Origin of the sequence: Pantoea leporis (assembly GCF_028048155.1) — a bacterium.
GTDB classification, from domain to species: Bacteria; Pseudomonadota; Gammaproteobacteria; order Enterobacterales; family Enterobacteriaceae; genus Pantoea; species Pantoea leporis.
In genome coordinates, this window is the sequence record NZ_JALMEU010000002.1 from 148,782 (window position 1) to 168,494 (window position 19,713).

12 protein-coding genes and 1 pseudogene are annotated in these 19,713 nt (G+C 55.2%); 8 read left to right on the forward strand and 5 right to left on the reverse strand.

The window, feature by feature from the left end:
* The first annotated feature begins 139 nt into the window (after positions 1 to 139).
* From MWH02_RS07920 to MWH02_RS07935, 4 genes and pseudogenes are all read left to right on the forward strand, one after another.
* Entirely contained in the window at positions 140 to 619 is a 480-nt protein-coding gene (locus MWH02_RS07920; protein WP_271460267.1) for an Hcp family type VI secretion system effector, read from the forward strand.
* A gap of 1,039 nt (positions 620 to 1,658) precedes the next feature.
* Positions 1,659 to 2,137 (forward strand): annotated as a pseudogene (locus tag MWH02_RS07925) (Hcp family type VI secretion system effector).
* Between the two features lie 39 nt (positions 2,138 to 2,176).
* Positions 2,177 to 2,695 carry an O-acetyl-ADP-ribose deacetylase gene (locus MWH02_RS07930; RefSeq protein ID WP_101761282.1) on the forward strand — a complete coding sequence of 173 codons (519 nt, stop codon included), beginning with the start codon at positions 2,177 to 2,179 and terminating at the stop codon, positions 2,693 to 2,695.
* Between the two features lie 150 nt (positions 2,696 to 2,845).
* A complete protein-coding gene (locus MWH02_RS07935) occupies positions 2,846 to 4,057 on the forward strand; it encodes a DUF4236 domain-containing protein (RefSeq protein ID WP_271460268.1) in 1,212 nt (403 codons plus the stop codon).
* A gap of 182 nt (positions 4,058 to 4,239) precedes the next feature.
* On the opposite strand, the gene malG is transcribed toward MWH02_RS07935, so the two are convergent.
* From malG to malE, 3 genes are read right to left on the reverse strand one after another with little or no spacing between them, the layout of a single operon-like run.
* Positions 4,240 to 5,130, reverse strand: a complete 891-nt coding sequence (gene malG, locus MWH02_RS07940; protein WP_271460269.1) for a maltose ABC transporter permease MalG — start codon at positions 5,128 to 5,130, stop codon at positions 4,240 to 4,242.
* A 9-nt stretch (positions 5,131 to 5,139) separates the two neighbouring features.
* The gene (gene malF, locus MWH02_RS07945; protein WP_271460270.1) at positions 5,140 to 6,660 is read right to left on the reverse strand and encodes a maltose ABC transporter permease MalF; all 1,521 of its coding nucleotides are present in this window, start codon (positions 6,658 to 6,660) and stop codon (positions 5,140 to 5,142) included.
* Positions 6,661 to 6,720: 60 nt separating this feature from the next.
* A complete protein-coding gene (gene malE / locus MWH02_RS07950) occupies positions 6,721 to 7,911 on the reverse strand; it encodes a maltose/maltodextrin ABC transporter substrate-binding protein MalE (protein ID WP_192235192.1) in 1,191 nt (396 codons plus the stop codon).
* A gap of 363 nt (positions 7,912 to 8,274) precedes the next feature.
* Between malE and malK the strand changes: the two genes are divergently transcribed.
* The 3 genes from malK to malM all read left to right on the forward strand — a co-directional run bounded on the left by malK (position 8,275) and on the right by malM (position 11,747).
* The gene (malK, locus tag MWH02_RS07955) at positions 8,275 to 9,384 is read left to right on the forward strand and encodes a maltose/maltodextrin ABC transporter ATP-binding protein MalK (protein WP_101761287.1); all 1,110 of its coding nucleotides are present in this window, start codon (positions 8,275 to 8,277) and stop codon (positions 9,382 to 9,384) included.
* Between the two features lie 41 nt (positions 9,385 to 9,425).
* Positions 9,426 to 10,727, forward strand: coding sequence for a maltoporin (locus MWH02_RS07960; RefSeq protein WP_222184232.1), 1,302 nt, complete (start codon positions 9,426 to 9,428; stop codon positions 10,725 to 10,727).
* Positions 10,728 to 10,823: 96 nt separating this feature from the next.
* Positions 10,824 to 11,747 carry a maltose operon protein MalM gene (gene malM / locus MWH02_RS07965; protein WP_192235187.1) on the forward strand — a complete coding sequence of 308 codons (924 nt, stop codon included), beginning with the start codon at positions 10,824 to 10,826 and terminating at the stop codon, positions 11,745 to 11,747.
* A 541-nt stretch (positions 11,748 to 12,288) separates the two neighbouring features.
* Here the strand turns inward: malM and malQ are convergent.
* Together malQ and malP are read right to left on the reverse strand one after the other, a co-directional pair.
* Positions 12,289 to 14,331, reverse strand: a complete 2,043-nt coding sequence (malQ, locus tag MWH02_RS07970) for a 4-alpha-glucanotransferase (RefSeq protein WP_271460271.1) — start codon at positions 14,329 to 14,331, stop codon at positions 12,289 to 12,291.
* The gene (gene malP, locus MWH02_RS07975; RefSeq protein WP_271460272.1) at positions 14,328 to 16,721 is read right to left on the reverse strand and encodes a maltodextrin phosphorylase; all 2,394 of its coding nucleotides are present in this window, start codon (positions 16,719 to 16,721) and stop codon (positions 14,328 to 14,330) included. The genes malQ and malP overlap by 4 nt, the downstream gene beginning before the upstream one ends.
* Positions 16,722 to 16,995: 274 nt before the next feature.
* On the opposite strand from malP, the gene malT reads away from it, so the two are divergent.
* Positions 16,996 to 19,698: an HTH-type transcriptional regulator MalT gene (gene malT / locus MWH02_RS07980; protein WP_271460273.1), complete on the forward strand. Its 2,703-nt coding sequence runs from the start codon at positions 16,996 to 16,998 to the stop codon at positions 19,696 to 19,698.
* Positions 19,699 to 19,713 lie beyond the last annotated feature (15 nt).

Consider the following 19,713-nt stretch of genomic DNA (forward strand, 5'->3'; position numbering starts at 1 on the left):
CCGGTTATTATTACCGTGCTGTACGGTATGTTCAAATTTTACCTATACCCCGACAGCGGCATGCTGAGCGTGGGGATCGTTTACCTGTGTGCGTATATTTTTGTTGTTTATAAATGTCGAAAACTTTAAAGGATTAAATATGTCAACTCCAGCACATCTCTGGTTAGAAGATGAAAGCGGTTCGCCAATTGTGGGTTCGTGCATGATGCCGACCAGACTCGGTTCGATAGAGCTCAATTCGGTCATGCATAATATTACCATCCCGGTGGACCCGCACACCGGAAAGCTGACAGCCACACGCATTCATGCACCGATATCCGTTCAAAAAGAGTTTGATAGAACAACGCCGGTGCTGTTTCGTGCATTGTGTCAGGCCAGAACGCTGAAATCTGCAACCATCAAGATGTACCGAATTAACGAAGCGGGTATTGAGGTTGAGTATTTTAATATCCACCTGGATAACGTCAAAATCTCCAGCATTTCACCGGCTCTGCTGCCAAACGGCCAGACCAGCACGCATCTGGAAAATATTGAGCTGCGATATGAAACGATCACATGGAAATACGTGGACGGAAATATTGTGTTTAAGGATGGATGGAATGAGAGGATGATTGCTTAGCTTCTGGCTAAGATTGCTGATGCTGAGGATTACAAATACATGAACAAAATAGTAATGCTTAAAGACGATATAACCAAAGTCCCAGCAGACGTATTTTTTAACGCGACAAATACCTCCTGAGCCGTTTTTAACGGGTAGGCGAATAAGACACTGAATCGTTTTGTTTCCCTATATCAGCACAGGGGTACATAGATTTCCTAAAACGTTGAAGACTGAGATTTAGCTTCACGGTATAGTATCATTGCCCTATAGATTGCAAGGTTAATGGAATCAAAATAGGGATATATATGTACCACAGTGATGCGGTCATAAAACAGCTTCAGGCGCATAGGATTCTGGCAGAAAAATTCGACAACACAGTTTCTGGCGTTATTGATGCAGTTTCCGGTCAGGCCAGTAAGAACAATAAAGGGACTATCAGGCTCTCCTTATCACGCATAATATATTCGTGAGCTCTAAATAATGTATTTCCTTATCGAACCTTCATTCATGCGCGCTGATGCGCTAAAAAGCCAATGGCTTTCAGATCACGAAGTTGCTGAGGGATCGATGAAGTTAGTAGAGAAATAATGAGAGAGTTTTTAAAAAAATGGTTAATATCAGAATCGAAATTTCTGATCTGCACTTACGTTCCGATAGTATCAACAATGCTTTTTGCGCTGCTACAAATCTACTTTTTTCCAGAAAGCAGTACGCTAGGTGTAGGAATATTTTATCTCTGCGCCCTTTCATATGTTATCTACAAATGTCGTTAAATTTAAGAGTGTAATAGAGAATATTTAGCGTGCTGAAACATAATGCTCTTCAGGTTTGCATACGAGTAGATTGGAGTGAAATAGGATGGGGTATTTGAAGAGATGGTTAGTAGAACAATTAAAATTGTTGCTATGCATCTATGTTCCGGTTTTATGTACACTCGTGTTTGGTGTGCTTAAAGTTTATTTCTATCCAGAGAGTGGAATGATGAGCGTGGGCCTTGTATATCTCCTTACGCTAATAATTTTTATTAATAAACTTCGTTAAATTCAAAAGAATTAATATGTCTGTTCCAGCACATCTCTGGTTAGACGATGAAAGTGGTTATCCTTTTGTAGGTTCGTGCATGATGCCGACCAGACTCGGTTCGATAGAGCTCAACTCCGTCATGCACAACATTACCATCCCGGTGGATCCGCACACGGGAAGGCTTACGGCCACAAGAATTCATGCACCAATATCCGTTCAAAAGGAGTTCGATAGAACAACGCCGGTGCTGTTTCGTGCATTGTGTCAGGCCAGAACGCTGAAATCAGCGACCATCAAGATGTACCGAATTAACGAAGCGGGTATTGAGGTCGAGTATTTAATATCCGCCTGGATAACGTCAAAATCTCCAGCATCTCACCGGCTCTGCTGCCAAACGGCCAGACCAGCACGCATCTGGAAAATATTGAGCTACGATCTGAAACGATTACATGGAAATACGTGGACGGTAACATCGTGTTTAAGGATGGATGGAATGAGAGGATGATTGCTTAGCTTCTGGCTAAGATTGCTGACGCTGAGGATTAGAAATACATGAACAAAATAGTATTGCTCAAAGACGATATAACCAAAGTCCCAGTGGAAGCCATTGTGAACGCCGCCAATACCTCCTTGCTTGGCGGCGGCGGAGTTGATGGCGCCATCCATCGTGCGGGCGGGCCAGCGATTTTGGCTGAGTGTCAGAAAATCAGAAATCGACAAGGTGGCTGCAAAGTCGGAGATGCAGTGATCACCACGGCGGGTGATTTGCCAGCAAAATACGTCATTCACACCGTTGGACCACATTGGCATGACGGACGACATGACGAAGAAACGCTGTTAAAAAATGCTTATCTGAGCTGTTTTAAACTGGTAGAAGAATATGGCATCCAAACCGTTTCGTTTCCTAATATCAGCACTGGTATATACAGATTTCCGAAAGTGCTGGCGGCTGAAATCGCACTAGCCGTGATTGATCAGTGTTTGCGTGAGAACGCCAATATCGAGCAAGTCAATTTGGTCTGCTTTGATGAGGAAAATTACGACCTGTATTCAAAAATGCTTGGGCAATAAAGTTCTGTATAATTTCATTCAGCCGCACTCGAATAACGATATATTTACGGTTGGCTAGACAACATTGATGGCTATCTTATCGCCATCTTAAGCCGGGAAAAATGGCATTTTTTTACCCTTACTCAATAATCAAAAGGAATGGTTAATAACATGGGGTTTAGATTTCGAAAATCGATAAGCATTATTCCCGGTGTAAGGATGAACCTGAGCTCCTCGGGTGCGAGCATGAGTGTTGGGCCGCGAGGGGCATCCGTTTCGTTCGGCAAACGCGGTACTTATGCCAATCTGGGACTTCCAGGGACGGGATTGAGCTATCGAACTCGTTTAGATCGAGCAAGTGCAGCGAGCAGAAAACGCAATGCTTCTCGACAAGAGGATCCCTATTTACGGCAAGAGCTTGAGCAAGAGGTGGAAGCGCTTAATCAGGCTGTAGACGATATTGTGAATATCTATCTCCTTACACCTGATCCTCGTACGGGGCATTCCTACTCCGAGCTCGAAGCGCATTATCGGCAGTTGATGTTGCAGCCCTACAATGTGCCTGCACCTGTCCGTCCCGAAAAGCCCGTTCCTCTTATTGCACCTGAACAACCTGATGACAATCAAGGTCGTGGTCTTATTGGACGAATATTTGAATCAGCTTCTGCTCGCCAGGATCGGCAAACACGTAATATTGAGCAATGGCAACGAGAAGTAAAAGAGTGCGAACAGGAAAACGAACTTTCTCTGAAGCGATATCAGGCGATGCGTCAGCGCTGGGCGGAGCTATACGCTAACTGGAAATTCGATGCGGCTGAACATGAAAAGAAGATTGCAAGCAAGTTGGCAAATATTGAATCGCAATTCGCCACCGATAACAGCTATTTCGAATCACTTCTGTCCGAAGTCATTCAAGCTGCAGACTGGCCACGCGAGACGCTGGTGTCGTTTCAGGTGAATGCCTCCACATCTGAAATTCTCATTGAAGTAGATTTGCCAGAATATGAAATGCTGCCTACTTCATCAGTACGGGTGAATACCCGTGGAACAGAGATTATTGAAAAAGAGTTGTCACAAAAGGCGATGCGAGAACGTTATGCTTTGCATGTGCACGGTATCGTATTGCGGCTGGCTGGTATGGCTTTTTGCGCGCTGCCATTTAATACCGTTATCATTAGCGGCTTTACTCAGCGAATCAGTAAACAGACCGGGCACTTAAATGATGAATACATCCTATCCTCACGTATTGAACGTTATTTATTTGAACGGCTCAACTTTAGCAATCTGGAAAATGTCAGCCCGATTGACGCTTTTGATAAATTCCAAACACAGCGTCGCATGAGCGCAACATTCATTTTTCAACCCGTTACACCTATTGTTTGAGAAGATGATCGCGGCCCCTACTACTCGGAAACCCTAACCAAATTTGACGCGACCGCATTGATTCAGTCTATATCGGGTGACAAAAGGATCTGTAATAACCCCACACCCATAAAAAAAGCGGCCCTAAGGCCGCCAAAACCCTCAACTGCAGTGAACATTGAGGAAGGAGGATAACAAACGGGTTAGCCTTTCACGCCGCCGGCCGTCAGGCCGCTGACCAGCCAGCGCTGGGCCAGCAGGAACACCAGCGTAATCGGAATTGCAGAGAGCACCGCCGCCGCGGCAAAGTCGCCCCACAGATAGTTTTGCGGGTTGAGATATTGCTGCATGCCGACCGCCAGCGTGTAGCTATTCACATCGCGCAGCAGCAGCGACGCGACCGGCACTTCGGTGACGGCGGCGATGAACGCCAAAATAAACACCACCGCCAGAATCGGCACCGAGAGCGGCAACAGCACCAGCCGGAACGCCTGCCATGGCGTGGCGCCATCCAGCGCGGCGGCTTCTTCCAGCGAACCGTCGATGGTTTCGAAATAGCCTTTAATGGTCCAGACGTGCAGGGCGATGCCGCCGAGATAGGCAAAGATCACGCCCCCATGCGTATTCAGGCCGATAAACGGCAAATATTGTCCCAGGCGATCAAACAGCGCAAAGAGCGCCACCAGCGACAGCACGGCCGGGAACATCTGGAAAATCAGCATGCCTTTTAGCAGCGTGGCGCGCCCGGCAAAACGCATGCGCGCAAAGGCATACGCGCAGGTGGTAGAAAGCGCCACAATGCCAATCGCGCTGATGGCGGCGATTTTCACCGAGTTCCACAACCACAGCAGCACCGGGAAGGGCGGCGGCGTCACGCGGCCATCGGCGTGCTCCACGCTGAAACCTAACGCCAGCTGCCAGTGTTCCCAGGAAATCTGCTCCGGGATCAGCGAGCCGGTGGCGAAGTTACCGGCGCGCAGTGAGATAGCGAACACCATCAGCAGCGGAAACAGGATTCCCGCAATAAACATCAGCAGCAGCAGATGCGTCATCAACAGACGCAGCTTTTGCGATTTGGGTTGCACCATAGCCATAACGTCTCCTTAATCGAATTTCATCCGCACGGCTTTAAGATTGATCACCGCCAGCGCGCCCACCAGCAGGAAGATCAGCGTGGCAATCGCCGCCGCCAGACCAAAGTCCTGTCCGCCGCCACCTTCAAACGCAATGCGCCAGGTGTAATTGACCAGCAAATCGGTGTAACCCGCTGGCGTGGTAGTGCCGATACGATCCGGTCCGCCGTTGGTCAGCAGCTGCACCAGCACGAAGTTATTAAAGTTAAAGGCAAAGCTGGCGATCATTAGCGGCATCAGCGGCTTCAACAGCAGCGGCAGGGTAATCAGGAAGAAGTTCTGCAGCGGCCCGGCACCGTCCATCGCCGAGGCTTCGTAGAGATCGTCCGGAATCGCTTTCAGCAGCCCCATGCAGAGAATCATCATGTAGGGATAACCCAGCCAGGTATTCACGATGACCAGCATGGTGCGCGCCAGCGTCGGATCGCTAAACCACGCGGGCTGAAAGCCAAACAAGGCTTTCAGCATCACGTTGATTTCACCGAAGCTCTGGTTGAATAAGCCTTTGAAGATCAGTATCGAGATAAACGCAGGCACGGCGTAAGGCAAAATCAGCATCACGCGATATACCGCTTTGCCTTTCAGCGCTTCCCACTGCACTAAGCAAGCCAGCACCATGCCGACCGCCACGGTGAGAATTACCGTCACAAACGAAAACAGCAGCGTCCAGCCAAAAATCGCCAGAAACGGTTTTTGAATCCCTTCATCGGTAAACACGCGAATGAAATTCTTCCAGCCGGTATTCACCGTAAAGCCCGGACTCAGCGCTTCGCCGCTCGTGTTCTGATAAAAACCGCTTTCACGATTGGCCTGATATAGTGCGCCGCTTTGCTGATTTTTCAGATCGCCGTTGGCTTGCAGCACATACAATGGCCGCGTACCGGAGAACTGACGCAGCGAGCTCATCACCACCATACGACCATCCGGCAGTTCGGCCTGAATCTGGTTCAGCGCCTGGCGATTGGTGGTGACGATGCGCAGCGTGGCACGTTCGCCCGGCGGTGGCGGGGCGCTAGTGAGTTTCAGCTTTTGCGATCCGCCAAAAGCAAACGCCGGCGAGACGAAGGTTTGTCCGTTGGCGGCTTCGGTCAGCACCAGCTGCCAGCGATCGCCCGCCGGGATAAGCGAGAAGTTCAGCGCCGAACCATCCTGATATTGACGGCTTAGCAACACCTGTTGCGCACGTTCCAGCGTCAGCTGGTTGGTGCTGCTGTAGTTGGTAAAGGCAATCGCCACGGTACAGGCGAGCGGAAACAGTACGAATAGCGCCATACCGGCGAGTCCGGGATAGACATAGCGCCAGGCGTAAGCGCGACGGTTGGCATAAATCCAGATGCCGACGGCGCTGATAATCATCGTTACCAGCGCAAACAGATATTCACCTTTTGCATACATCAGCACGAGCAGATAGCCGACCAGCAGACAGCAGATACCGAGAAAAAGAGCCTTCAGCACGGCGCTGAACCGTGCTGTTTTCGGTTTTCCTGACATGATGCGGTTTTCCTTAACAGCCAGTAACGAGCCGGATTGCGCCGGCTCTGGTAGAGAGGATTACTTGTTGAGTCGTGCCTGCGCATCTTTCAGCGCCGCATCGACGCTTTGACGTCCGCTCAGCGCATTCAGCGTGGCGGTGCGCATCGCGTACCAGAAGGCGGCCATCTGCGGAATGTTCGGCATGATGTCGCCGTTGCGCGCGTTGGTCATGGTGGCGGCAATGCGCTCATCTTTTTCCAGCGTCTGCTGGAACGATTTCAGCGCCACCGCGCCGAGCGGTTTGTCTTTGTTAACCGCATCAAGACCGGCGTCGGTCAGCAGGTAATTTTCCAGGAACTCTTTGGCCAGCTCTTTGTTCGGGCTGGCGGCATTGATGCCGGCACTCAGCACCCCGACGAAGGTTTTGGAATTTTTGCCATGCAGCGTAGGCAGCAGCGTGACGCCGTAATTGATTTTGCTCTTGTCGATGTTGCTCCACGCCCACGGCCCGTTGATGGTCATGGCGGTTTGCCCCTTATTGAAGGCGGCTTCGGCGATGGAGTAATCGGTATCGGCATTCAGCGTTTTGGCCTTCACCTGATCGACCAGGAAGCTCATGCCGGCTTTGGCCCCCGCGTTATCCACGCCGGTATCTTTAACGTCGTAACGGCCATCGTTGAGCTTAAAGGCATAAGCGCCGCCCGCCGCCAGCAGCGGCCAGGTGAAATACGGCTCCTGCAGATTAAACATCATGGCGCTCTTGCCCTGCGCGCGCATTTTCTTATCAATGGCGGCGATCTCTTCCCAGCTTTTTGGCGGCTCAGGCAGCAGATCTTTGTTGTAGATGAGTGACAAGGACTCAACCGAAATTGGATAACCGATCAGCTTGCCGTTGAAGCGCACCGCGTCCCAGGTGAAGGGGAAGATTTTCTCCTGGAAGCGCGCGTCCGGCGAGATCTCCGCTAACAAGCCTGACTGCGCATAGCCGCCAAAGCGATCGTGCGCCCAGAAGATGATGTCCGGGCCGTCGCCGGTGGCGGCCACCTGCGGATACTTCTCTTCCATTTTGTCCGGATGCTCAACCGTCACTTTAATGCCGGTCTCCTGCTCAAACTTTTTACCCACTTCAGCCAGGCCGTTGTAGCCCTTGTCGCCGTTGATCCAGATGACCAGCTTTCCCTCTTCAATCTTTGCAACGGCAGAAGCTGAAAACAGCACGGCCGTCAGGGCGGAAAGGGCAAGAATGCGTGCACCGGTTTTCATTGTCATAACTCCATCCTGTTAGCGGAAACGGAAATCGTTTTACCTGCCACATTGTGAGTATCTGCCGCCGCTTCTCATCCTCCCCGGCTCTACGCCTGCTTATCACCTGATGTGATCTGCGTTGCAAAACCACCCGGTTATCACGGGCTGGCGCACACAATCGTCGCTCTGCTCTGCGTCATAGCTCACAAAAATGGTTGCCTGCGGCATTTTATCAGACGGGTCTGCGCAATCTCCTCCTCCCGTCTCCTCCCCCACGCTGACGCCGTGCGGTGGAGGATGTCGGCCTTGATGTCCTTGCCCATAGTGGTCGCCGGGGTCTGTCCGCCGACTTGCGGACAAGGAATAGCAAGCTGAGAGGAAAGCATCATGTCGAGCGTTACGTTGCGCAGTGTCTCCAAGGTGTGGGGCGAAACCGAGGTGTCGAAAAACATCAGCCTTGAGATCGCTGAAGGCGAGTTCGTGGTTTTTGTCGGACCTTCAGGCTGCGGCAAATCGACGCTGCTGCGCATGATTGCCGGACTGGAAACCATCACCAGCGGCGATCTGTTTATTGGCGACAAACGCATGAATGAGGTGCCGCCCGCCGAGCGCGGCATCGGCATGGTGTTTCAGTCCTACGCGTTGTATCCCCACCTTTCGGTGGCTGAGAACATGTCGTTCGGCCTGAAGCTGGCCGGCACGCGCAAAGCGGAGATCCAGCAGCGGGTCAATCAGGTGGCGGAAGTGCTGCAGCTGGCGCATCTGCTGGATCGCCGTCCGAAAGCGTTGTCGGGTGGTCAGCGTCAGCGCGTGGCGATTGGCCGTACGCTGGTGGCGGAACCGCGCGTGTTTTTACTTGATGAGCCGCTCTCCAACCTTGACGCGGCGCTGCGCGTGCAGATGCGCATCGAGATCTCACGCCTGCATAAGCGTTTGAAGCGCACCATGATTTACGTCACCCACGATCAGACCGAAGCGATGACGCTGGCCGATAAGATCGTGGTGCTGGATGGCGGCCACGTTGCCCAGGTCGGCAAGCCGCTCGAGCTGTATCACTATCCCGCCAATCGTTTTGTTGCCGGTTTTATCGGCTCACCGCGCATGAATTTCTTACCGGTGAAAGTCACCGCCACCGCCATCGATCAGGTTCAGGTGCGTTTACCCAATACCCAGCTGGTGTGGCTGCCGGTCGACAGCGCCGGTGTGCAGGTGGGTAGCAACATGTCGTTAGGCATTCGTCCCGAACATCTGCTCTCCAGCGATATCGCTGACGTCACCCTCGAAGGCGAGGTGACGGTGGTGGAGCAGCTGGGACACGAAACGCAAATTCACATCCAGATTCCCGCCATTCGTCAAAGCCTGGTTTATCGCCAGGAGGACGTCGTGCTGGTAGAAGAGGGCGCCCTGATGGGCATCGGCCTGCCGCCAGAGCGTTGCCATCTTTTCCGTGAAGATGGCAGCGCCTGTCGCCGGCTACATCAGGAACCCGGTGTTTAGCCCTGCAAAACAATAAAAGCAATGACCTCAGGAGATAGAAAATGTTAACTCTGCGCAAACTCCCTATCGCGGTTGCTATCGCGGCAGGCACGCTCGCTGCCCCGTCGATGGCAGTCGATTTTACCGGCTATGCCCGTTCCGGCATCGGCTGGACCGGCAGCGGCGGGGAACAGCAATGTTTTCAGGCCACCGGCGCTCAAAGTAAATACCGTCTGGGCAACGAATGTGAAACCTACGCTGAACTGAAGCTGGGCCAGGAAGTGTGGAAAGAGGGCGATAAGAGCTTCTATTTCGATACCAACGTCGCCTATTCAGTTTCTCAGCAGAATGACTGGGAAGCGACCTCGCCCGCGTTCCGCGAGGCCAACGTCAAGGGCAAAAACCTGATCGAATCGCTGCCGGGTTCCACCATCTGGGCCGGTAAGCGTTTCTACCAGCGTCATGACGTGCATATGATCGACTTCTACTACTGGGATATTTCCGGTCCCGGTGCCGGTCTGGAAGATGTCGATCTCGGCTTTGGCAAACTCTCTTTCGCCGCCACGCGCTCCTCCGAAGCGGGCGGTTCTTACACCTTCTCCAGCGATCAGATTCGTGATTACGCCACCAGCACCGCCAACGACGTGTTTGATGTGCGCCTCGCAGGTCTTGAAACCAACCCGAACGGCGTGCTGGAGCTGGGCGTCGATTATGGCCGCGCCAACGCGCGTGACGGTTATCGCCTCGAAGATAACGCCTCCAAAGATGGCTGGATGTTCACCGCCGAACACACGCAGAGCATGCTGAAGGGCTACAACAAATTCGTGCTGCAGTACGCCACCGATGCGTTGACTTCACAGGGTAAAGGGCTGCCGCAGGGCACCAACATCAACAACAGCGGCAGCATGTATCGCGTACTCGATCACGGTGCAATTAGCCTCGCCGATCGCTGGGATCTGATGTATGTCGCCATGTACCAGAACACCGATCTCGATAACAACCGTGGTACCGAGTGGTACACCGTGGGCGTGCGCCCCATGTACAAATGGACGCCAATCATGAGCACGCTGCTTGAAGTGGGCTACGACAACGTGAAATCGCAGCAGGTTAACGAGCGCAACGGCCAGTACAAAGTGACGCTGGCGCAACAGTGGCAGGCGGGCGATAGCATCTGGTCGCGTCCGGCGCTGCGTCTGTTCGCGACCTACGCCAAGTGGGATGAGAAATGGGGCTACAGCAAAGACAGCTCAGGTGATTTGACCTCCTTTGCTTCTAACGACAGCAGCGGCAACGGCATTCTGACCAACAGCCGTGGCAACGACGATGAGGTGACATTCGGGGCGCAGATGGAGATTTGGTGGTAATGCACCCGCATGTGGCTTAACTGAGACAATCTCTTTTCGGCGCGGCGCGCCATTGCCTGGTTCGCGCCGCCGCCTGACAGTTTTTGAGGTTATACAATGAGAATGAAAAAAACGGTTTTTGCGCTCTGCCTGAGCGCCGCGCTGCTGGCCGGCCAAAGTTTACCGGCGCTCGCGGATGTCAATCTGGTGCCACAGGATCTCTCTGCCGCGCCCACATTCCCCGCCGCCAGCCTGCAAACGCTGAGCTGGCTGCCGGTCGATACCTCCCGCACGCAGGTCACTACGCTGAGCGAGAGCCACAGCAACCTGAATGCAGCGGGCGTGACGGGTTCGGTGGCGGCCTACAGCTTGCCAGCCAATATCGGTGAACTCACCATTACGCTGAGCAGTGAAGTGAAACAAAATCAGGTGTTCGCACCGAATGTGCTGGTGCTGGATGAGAACATGCGTCCGGCGGCCTGGTTCCCGGCGCGCTTTTTCACCTATCAGCAGCCGGGCGTGATGGCGGCGGATCGGCTGGAAGGCGTGATGAAACTGACGCCTGCGCTGGGTCAGCAAAAGATCTATCTGCTGGTATTCACCACCGAGAAGGATTTGACCGAAACCACCACGTTATTGGATCCGGCGAAAGCCTACGCCCGCGGTACCGGCAATGCGGTGCCGGATATTCCCGATCCGATTGCGCAGCACAGCCGCGATGGCACCTTGAAACTGAAAGTGAAAACCAGTTCAGGTTCATCCATCTTGGTTGGACCGCTGTTTGGATCATCGAGTCCTGCGCCGGTAACGGTGGGCAATACGCAGCCGGTTGCGCCGGCGACTTATCGTGCTGCCCCGATTTCGGATGCAAAACCTAAACCGATCATGACGGATACCGAAGGTTACTTTAATCAGAACATCCGCGAAGCCGTTGAGAAGGGCAATATCGATAAGGCGTTGAAGCTGCTGGACGAGGCCGAGCGTTTAGGCTCCACGTCGGCCAGACAGGTGTTTATCAGCAGTGTTAAAGGCAAGGGGTAATCCGCCCCGGCAGTGCTGATTTGTCCCATCTGGTGCGCTTCGGCGCACCTTTTTTTCAGGAGTGGGCACTGGCGTATCTGCTTCGTCACGGGCCGTCCTCGCGCCGCTAGCGCGGTGCCTTCAGCTTTCACGTCGTGCCGACGGACCATTCGGGGATCGGCCTTCCTGGCCGGCCCCGAACTTCCTCACGCATCCATGCGTGAGTCTCCTGGCTCAACGTAAAAGCCTCAGCGCTGCGGATAGCCCTTATGCCGAAGCAGATACGCCAGTGCTGCTAGCAATGTGCCCATTTAACAGCAGGCACTCGAGCTCATTGGCAGGCCGGGGTCACTTTCGGGCAGGCGATCCGCAGCGCTGAACGAAGCGAGGAAGCCAGGAGAGCCCGCAGGACGCGGGCGAAAGGCGGAGCCGGGACAGGGAAGTCCCGTCTCCGCCGGTCCGTCAGGCAGACGAGTGAAGTGAAGGTACCGCGCATGCGGCGCGAAGGCTGCCGGACCGAAAGTGACCCCGGCCTGCAACCATGCAAGGCAACCAATAGCGACTAAACATTACGCCTCCGTTGATCGATATCCGCCAACAACGCATTGATCTGCGGGTCAGCAAACATCGCCTCCAGCGAAGCGCTGAGTTTGCGGCGCCAGTTGGGATATTGGCGGGTGGTGCCGGGAATATTCACCGGGGAAGCCATATCCAGCCACTCTTCGGGTTGCAGGCCCAGCAGCGCGCTATTGCTGTCGGCCAGATAACGCTGCATCGCCGCACTTAACGCGCGATCCATCACCTGCGGTTCGGCCTGTTCGGGCAAGCAATTACTGCGTTGCAGGCTCTTGAACAGCGCGCGGCGCGCGGCTAAGCGTGACTTATTCAGCCCGGTAAGAATTTGCTTATCAGGATAAAGCCCCAGTTCGCTGCCCAGCCGTAAATCGTCGCTTTGCCACCAGCCGCGCAGTGTCGGCATATCGTGGGTGGTGGCGACCGCCATCGCCTGACGCGGCCAGCGGGCGGGGGCGCGAAACGCCACTTTGGACGTCTGCTCAAAATAGAGCACTTTGTAGGAGTAAACGCCCGCCTGGTAAAGCTTGCCGATGATCTTCTCCGGCACCGTACCCAAATCCTCACCAATCACCATGCAGTGATGACGCTGGCTCTCCAGCGCCAGAATCGCCAGCAGATCGTCGATGGGATAATGCACATACGCGCCTTCAGCCGCGCTTTCGCCCTGCGGGATCCACCACAGTCGCAGCAGCGCCATCACGTGATCGATGCGCAGCGCGCCGCAGTCGTGCATGTTGGCGCGCAGCAGATCAATCCATGGCTGGTAGGCGCGGGCCTGCATAATCTGCGGATCCATCGGCGGCAATCCCCAGTTCTGGCCCAGCGGGCCGAGGATATCCGGCGGCGCGCCGACGCTGGCCTGCAAGCAGTAAAGCTCGCGATCGCTCCAGGTTTCCGCGCCGCCCTGCGCCACGCCCACGGCCAAATCGCGGTATAAGCCAATCGGCATCGCCTGCTGCTGGCACACCGCCCAGCAATCAGCGAACTGGCGCGCGGCCAGCCATTGCAGCCACAGATAAAAGCGCACGTCATAGGTGTGTTCGATGCGGAATGCCCGCACCGCTGCGCTCTCGGGCGACTGCAACGCCGCAGGCCAGGTTGTCCAGTCGTAACGCTGAGGGTCTTCGGCGATCTGTGCGGCGTGCAGCGCATCAAACACGCCCTGATGCAGCAGACTTTCACCGCCTTGCTGCATAAAACATTCAAAGGCGACAACCAGGCCATCATCCGCACCGCGCTGCCTGAACTGCTGCCAGGCGAGACGCAGCGCCTGCAGTTTGAGCGCAGTGACCGCTGAATAATCGACCCACTCAGCGTCCCGCGCCGCCTGTAGCGCCTGCTGCGTGCTGGTCGCCTGCCACCAACGCTGGGCCTCTTCACTCAGCGTAAAATCCTCAACGGCGGCGACATCGATATACAGCATGTTGAGCCAGCGCCGCGACGAAGGGCTATACGGACTAGCGCTCTCCGGCGTTGCCGGGAACAGCGCATGCAGCGGATTCAAGCCAATACAGGCCCCGCCGCGCTGCGCGACCTCAACCAGCATCTGCTTTAAGTCGCTGAAATCGCCGATTCCCCAGTTGGACGCCGACCGCAAGGTATACAGCTGAATGCAGGCGCCCCACAGCGATTGCCCTTGCTGGATGGCTGGCGGCTCGTAACAGCGCACGGGCGCGACAATAATCCGGCAGTGAAATGCCTGCTGTTGGGCGTTAAAGCTGAGCTGGTGATAACCCAAAGGCAGCGCAGGCAAAGCGATCGGCCGGTTGGCGATTGCGCGACCTTGCCAGCGTTCGCCCTGTTCCGCGATCAGCTGCCATTCGCCTGTTATGCCGGGCGCAGGCAGCACAATCTCCGCGTGTTCTTCCTGCACGATCAATACCGGCGGCAGCGGCGAAGCGTGCGGTTGCGCGGGATGCATCGCCGCCAGCAAACGCTGGCGGGTAACGGCAGAAACCGATTGCAGCTGGCCGTGCGCGTCGATGTATTCGCTGGCGATTTCGGCGGTTGGCGTCATGGTGCTGTTCATCGCGCGGCCTGCCAGATGCGTTGCTGATAGTCGCGGATGGCGCGATCGGCGCTGAACATGCCGCAGCGCGCGGTGTTGAGAATCGCGGCGCGCGTCCAGCCATGCTGATCGGCCCACAAGGTTTCTGCCTGTGCCTGCGCGTTGAGATAGTGACGAAAATCGGCCAGCACCAAATAAGGATCGCCGCCTTTGGCGCTCAGGCTGTGCAGCAGCGGCTCGAACGCGGTGACGTCGCCGTCGCTAAAGGTGCCGTCTTCTAACGCTTTCAATGCCCGATCCAGCTGCGCATCTTTTTTGCGCCACGCGTCAGGCGAGTAACCTTCTGCTTGCAACGCGCTGACCTGATCAACGGTATGACCAAAGATAAAGATATTGTCGCGCCCAACCTGCTCAGCGATCTCCACATTGGCGCCATCCAGCGTGCCGATGGTTAAGGCGCCGTTCAGCGCCAGCTTCATGTTGCCGGTGCCGGATGCCTCTTTGCCGGCGGTAGAAATCTGCTCGGAGAGATCCGCCGCCGGGATCAGCCGCTCGGCAACCGTAACGTTGTAATCAGGCACAAACACCACTTTCAGGCGATCGCCAATGCGCGGATCGTTGTTGATGGTGGCCGCCACTTTGTTAATCGCATAGATGATGTTTTTGGCCAGCACATAACCCGGCGCGGCCTTGGCACCAAACAGCACCACGCGCGGCGTCAGGTTGGCCTGCGGATCGCTCACCAGCGTTTGCCACAGCGCGATAATATGCAGTAGCGCCAGATGCTGACGCTTGTACTCGTGCAGGCGCTTGATCTGTACATCAAACATCGCCTCAGGATTCACCTGGATGCCGGTGCGTTCTGCAATCCAATGCGTCAGCGCAACCTTGTTCTGCTGCTTGATGGCGCGATACTGCGCCTGGAATGCGGCGTGATCGGCGTAGGTTTCTAACGCTTTCAGCTGATCGAGATCGGTGAGCCACGGCTGATCGAGGGTTTGGCTGATCAACGCCGCCAGCGCCGGATTGCACTGATTAATCCAGCGGCGCGGTGTGATGCCGTTGGTGACGTTATGGAATTTCTCCGGCCACAGCGCGTGATATTCCGGGAACAGATCTTTCACCACCAACTGCGAGTGCAGCGCCGCCACACCGTTCACCGCAAAGCCGCTGGTGACGCAGAGATTGGCCATGCGCAGCTGGTTATTGTGAACCAGCGCCAGTTTCGCCCAGGTCACTTCGTCGCCCGGCCAGCGCGCTTCCACCTGCTTCTTCAACTGAGCATTTAGTTGGGTAACGATCAGCATGTGGCGCGGCAGCAGGGCGCGCACCATGCGCACATCCCAGCACTCCAGCGCTTCAGGCATCAAGGTGTGATTGGTATAGGCAAAGGTGTGCTGGGTAATATGCCACGCCTCGTCCCAGCTCAGCGCGTGTTCATCCAACAGCAGGCGCATCAGCTCGGGGATCGCCAGCGTGGGATGGGTATCGTTGAGCTGAATCACTTCATGATCCGGCAAGCTGGCAATGCTACGGCCGGCGCGCTGATGACGGCGCAGAATATCCGCCAGCGAGCAAGCGCACTGGAAATACTGCTGCATCAGGCGCAGCTTTTTGCCGTTGTCGTGATTGTCGTTGGGGTAGAGCACTTTAGTGAGTTTTTCAGCTTCAATGCCCGGCTGCTCGGCGCGCAGAAAATCCCCGTTATTGAAGCGCTGCAGATTAAACGGCTGCGCATGTTTCGCCTGCCACAAGCGCAGCGGCTGAGTGACGCCATTCTGATAACCGACCACCGGCAGATCCCAGGCTTCGCCGAGAATTTGCACCGCCGGCTCCCAGCGCGCAACGCCATTATGGGTGCTGACTTTGCCGCCGAGATGCACCGGCACAGTTAACGCCGCGTTATGGTTAAACCACGGATAGCTGTCGCGCTGCCAGTCATCCGGCATCTCCTGTTGCGCACCATCAACAAAGTGCTGGCGGAACAGGCCGTACTGATAATTGAGTCCGTAGCCGGTGGCGGGTTGTCCCACGGTTGCCATCGAATCGAGAAAACAGGCGGCGAGCCGGCCCAAACCGCCGTTGCCCAGCGCCGGATCGGTTTCACACGCTTCCACGTCGCTCAGCGTGATATTCCACTCGGCCAGCGCCTCGTTCACCTCGTCATACCAGCCAAGGTTGAGCAGATTGTTGCCGGTCAGTCGGCCAATCAAAAACTCCATCGAGATGTAGTTAACGTGACGCTGCGGCGTGGCCGCTGGTGGCGCAGGCATCTCCGCCAGCATGTCGGCCAGTGCGCCACTCAGCGCCTGCCACCATTGGTTTGGCGTCATCTCTTGCGCATCGTGCAGACCAAAACGTTGCCATTGTCGGGTTAGCGCGTGTTTAAAACGGGTGCGATCAAATTTCATAATCAGTCCTGTCAGGGCGGAGGTGAATGTGCTTCATTCTGCGCGTCAGCCATGACGCGCTCCTCCTCCTGCACCAAATTCAGCGGGGAGGATGAGCGGGGAGGAGAGGCTGAGGGAAATCTTAAAGTGTGACAGGAATGTGATAACCGTCGCTTTTGTTAAGACTGCTTAATGGGTTAGCTTGCATTAGGTAAACGAATATCTGAACGTATGTGACTATTAATTACGAAGCGTAAAATAATGATGCGCCACGTTTAGGGAGAAGCGTTTACCGATGTTAATACCCTCCAAACTTAGCCGACCGGTCCGCCTTGAGAACACGGTTGCGCGCGAGCGCCTGATGCAAAAACTTGGCGCGGCGGGCAATTACCGTTTGGTATTGGTGACCAGTCCGGCGGGATATGGCAAAACCACGCTGATCTCGCAATGGGCGGCGGGGAAAGCCAATCTGGGCTGGTATTCACTGGATGAGGGCGACAATCAGCCTGAACGCTTCGTCGATTACCTCATCGCAGCGCTGCAGCAGGCAACGCAGGGCGGCTGCGCCTCGAGCGAAGCGCTGGCGCAGAAACGGCAGTACATCAATCTGAACGCGCTATTCGCCCAGTTGTTCAGTGAGCTGGCGGCGTGGCAGCAACCGATTTGGCTGATCATCGATGATTACCATCACATCACTAATCCCGCGATTCACGACGCGATGCGCTTCTTTCTCCGCAATCAGCCGGAAAATGTGACGCTGATTTTGCTGTCACGTAATTTGCCGCAGCTCGGCATTGCCAACCTGCGCGTGCGCGAACAGCTGATTGAGTTAGGCAGCCAGCAGCTGGCGTTTACCCACCACGAAGCCAAACAGTTTTTTGATTGCCGCCTGACAACGCCGCTGGAATCGGAAGAGAGCGGGCGTCTGTGCGATGACGTGGCGGGTTGGGCGACGGCGCTGCAGCTGATCGCGCTCTCGACGCGTCAGGGCGCGAGCTCCGCTCAGGATTCCGCGCGCCGTCTTTCCGGCATTAACGCCAGCCATCTGGCGGATTATCTGGTTGAGGAGGTGCTGAATAACGTGGATAGCGCCACACGACATTTCTTACTGAAAAGCGCGCTGCTGCGATCGATGAACGATACGCTGATCGCCTGCGTAACCGGCGAAGAACAAGGGCAGATGCGGCTGGAGGAGATTGAACGTCAGGGCCTGTTTTTGCAGCGCATGGATAACTCGGGCGAGTGGTTTAGCTATCATCCGCTGTTTGGCAGTTTTTTGCGTCAGCGCTGTCAGTGGGAACTGGCGGCGGAACTGCCTGCGCTGCATCGCGCGGCGGCTGAAAGCTGGATGCGGCTGGGTTTCCCTGGCGAAGCGATCCATCATGCGCTGGCGGCTGGTGATGCGTTGATGCTGCGCGACGTGCTGCTGCAATACGCCTGGACGCTGTTTAATCAGAGCGAACTCACGCTACTGGAAGATTCTCTCAAGGCGCTGCCGTGGGAAATTCTGCTGGAAAATCCAAAGTTAGTGCTGTTACAGGCGTGGCTGATGCAAAGCCAGCACCGGTTTTCCGAGGTGAGCAGTTTGCTCACGCGCTTTGAGCACTCCTGCAGCGAACAGATTGATGATGTGCTGCGCGGCGAATTCAACGCGCTGCTGGCGCAGGTTTCGATAAATGACGGTAACGCCGAAGAAGCCGAGCGGCTGGCGTTGCTGGCGCTTGACGCGCTGCCGGAAAGCCGTCAATACAGCTGCATCGTGGCGACGTCGGTATTGGGCGAAGTGATGCACTGCAAAGGCGAGCTGAGCAGTTCGCTGAAGCTGATGCGCCAGACCGAGCAGATGGCGCGCCGCGAGGAAGCGTGGAATTACGCGTTGTGGAGCCTGATTCAGCAGAGTGAGATTCTCTTTGCGCAGGGGTTTTTACAGTCCGCATATGAGATACAGGAGCGGGCATTTGTGCTGGTGAAAGAGCAGCATCTGACACAGTTCCCGATGCATGAATTCCTGCTGCGAATTCGCGCGCAACTGTTGTGGGCGTGGGGCCGGCTTGACGAAGCAGAACTGGCGGCGCGCGAAGGGATAAAAGTGCTGAAAGGCTATCAGCCGCAGCAGCAGATTCAGTGCCTCGGTTTGTTGGTGCAGTGTTCACTGGCGCGCGGCAATCTCGATAATGCGCGCAGCCACTTGAGTCGGTTGGAGAATCTGCTTAACAACGGATCGCTGCACAGCGACTGGATTGCCAATGCCGATAAGGTGAGGGTGATTTTTTGGCAGATGACCGGCGACAGCCAAAGCGCCAGTAGCTGGATGCGCCAGACGGTGAAACCGGAATTTGCCAACAATCACTTCCTGCAAGGGCAGTGGCGCAATGTCGCGCGTGCGCAGATTCTGCTGGGAAATATGAGCCAGGCCGAAGTGGTGCTCGATGAGCTGAATGACAATGCGCGCGCGCTGAATCTGATGAGCGATATGAATCGCAATCTGCTGCTGCTAAATCAGATTTACTGGCAAACTCAGCGCAAAGCAGAAGCGCAGCAGGCGCTGACCGAAGCGCTGAAACTGGCGCGCAGCACCGGTTTCGTCAGCCATTTTGTGATCGAAGGTGAAGCGATGGCGCAGCAGCTGCGTCAGCTGATTCAGCTCAACACGCTGGATGAACTCGATAATCATCGCGCCAGACGCATTCTCAGCGAGATTAATAAATATCATCGTCATAAGTTTGCCCATTTTGACGAAGGCTTCGTTAGCCGCCTGATTAATCATCCTGATGTGCCGGAACTGATTCGTACCAGCCCGCTAACCCAACGCGAATGGCAGGTTTTGGGGCTGATCTATTCGGGATACAGCAACGACCAGATTGCTGGCGAGCTGGATGTTGCTGCTACCACCATCAAAACGCATATTCGTAATCTGTACCAAAAACTCGGCGTGACGCACCGCGCGGAAGCGATGAATCAGGCGCAGTCGATGCTGCGGATGATGGGGTATGTTTAAGGCGGACACCGGCTC

Coding starts and splice junctions, on each gene's coding strand:
- MWH02_RS07920 (WP_271460267.1), top strand. CDS start 140: ATGTCAACTCCAGCACATCTCTGGTTAGAAGATGAAAGCGGTTCGCCA.
- MWH02_RS07930 (WP_101761282.1), top strand. CDS start 2,177: ATGAACAAAATAGTATTGCTCAAAGACGATATAACCAAAGTCCCAGTG.
- MWH02_RS07935 (WP_271460268.1), top strand. CDS start 2,846: ATGGGGTTTAGATTTCGAAAATCGATAAGCATTATTCCCGGTGTAAGG.
- malG (WP_271460269.1), bottom strand. CDS start 5,130: ATGGCTATGGTGCAACCCAAATCGCAAAAGCTGCGTCTGTTGATGACG.
- malF (WP_271460270.1), bottom strand. CDS start 6,660: ATGTCAGGAAAACCGAAAACAGCACGGTTCAGCGCCGTGCTGAAGGCT.
- malE (WP_192235192.1), bottom strand. CDS start 7,911: ATGACAATGAAAACCGGTGCACGCATTCTTGCCCTTTCCGCCCTGACG.
- malK (WP_101761287.1), top strand. CDS start 8,275: ATGTCGAGCGTTACGTTGCGCAGTGTCTCCAAGGTGTGGGGCGAAACC.
- MWH02_RS07960 (WP_222184232.1), top strand. CDS start 9,426: ATGTTAACTCTGCGCAAACTCCCTATCGCGGTTGCTATCGCGGCAGGC.
- malM (WP_192235187.1), top strand. CDS start 10,824: ATGAGAATGAAAAAAACGGTTTTTGCGCTCTGCCTGAGCGCCGCGCTG.
- malQ (WP_271460271.1), bottom strand. CDS start 14,331: ATGAACAGCACCATGACGCCAACCGCCGAAATCGCCAGCGAATACATC.
- malP (WP_271460272.1), bottom strand. CDS start 16,721: ATGAAATTTGATCGCACCCGTTTTAAACACGCGCTAACCCGACAATGG.
- malT (WP_271460273.1), top strand. CDS start 16,996: ATGTTAATACCCTCCAAACTTAGCCGACCGGTCCGCCTTGAGAACACG.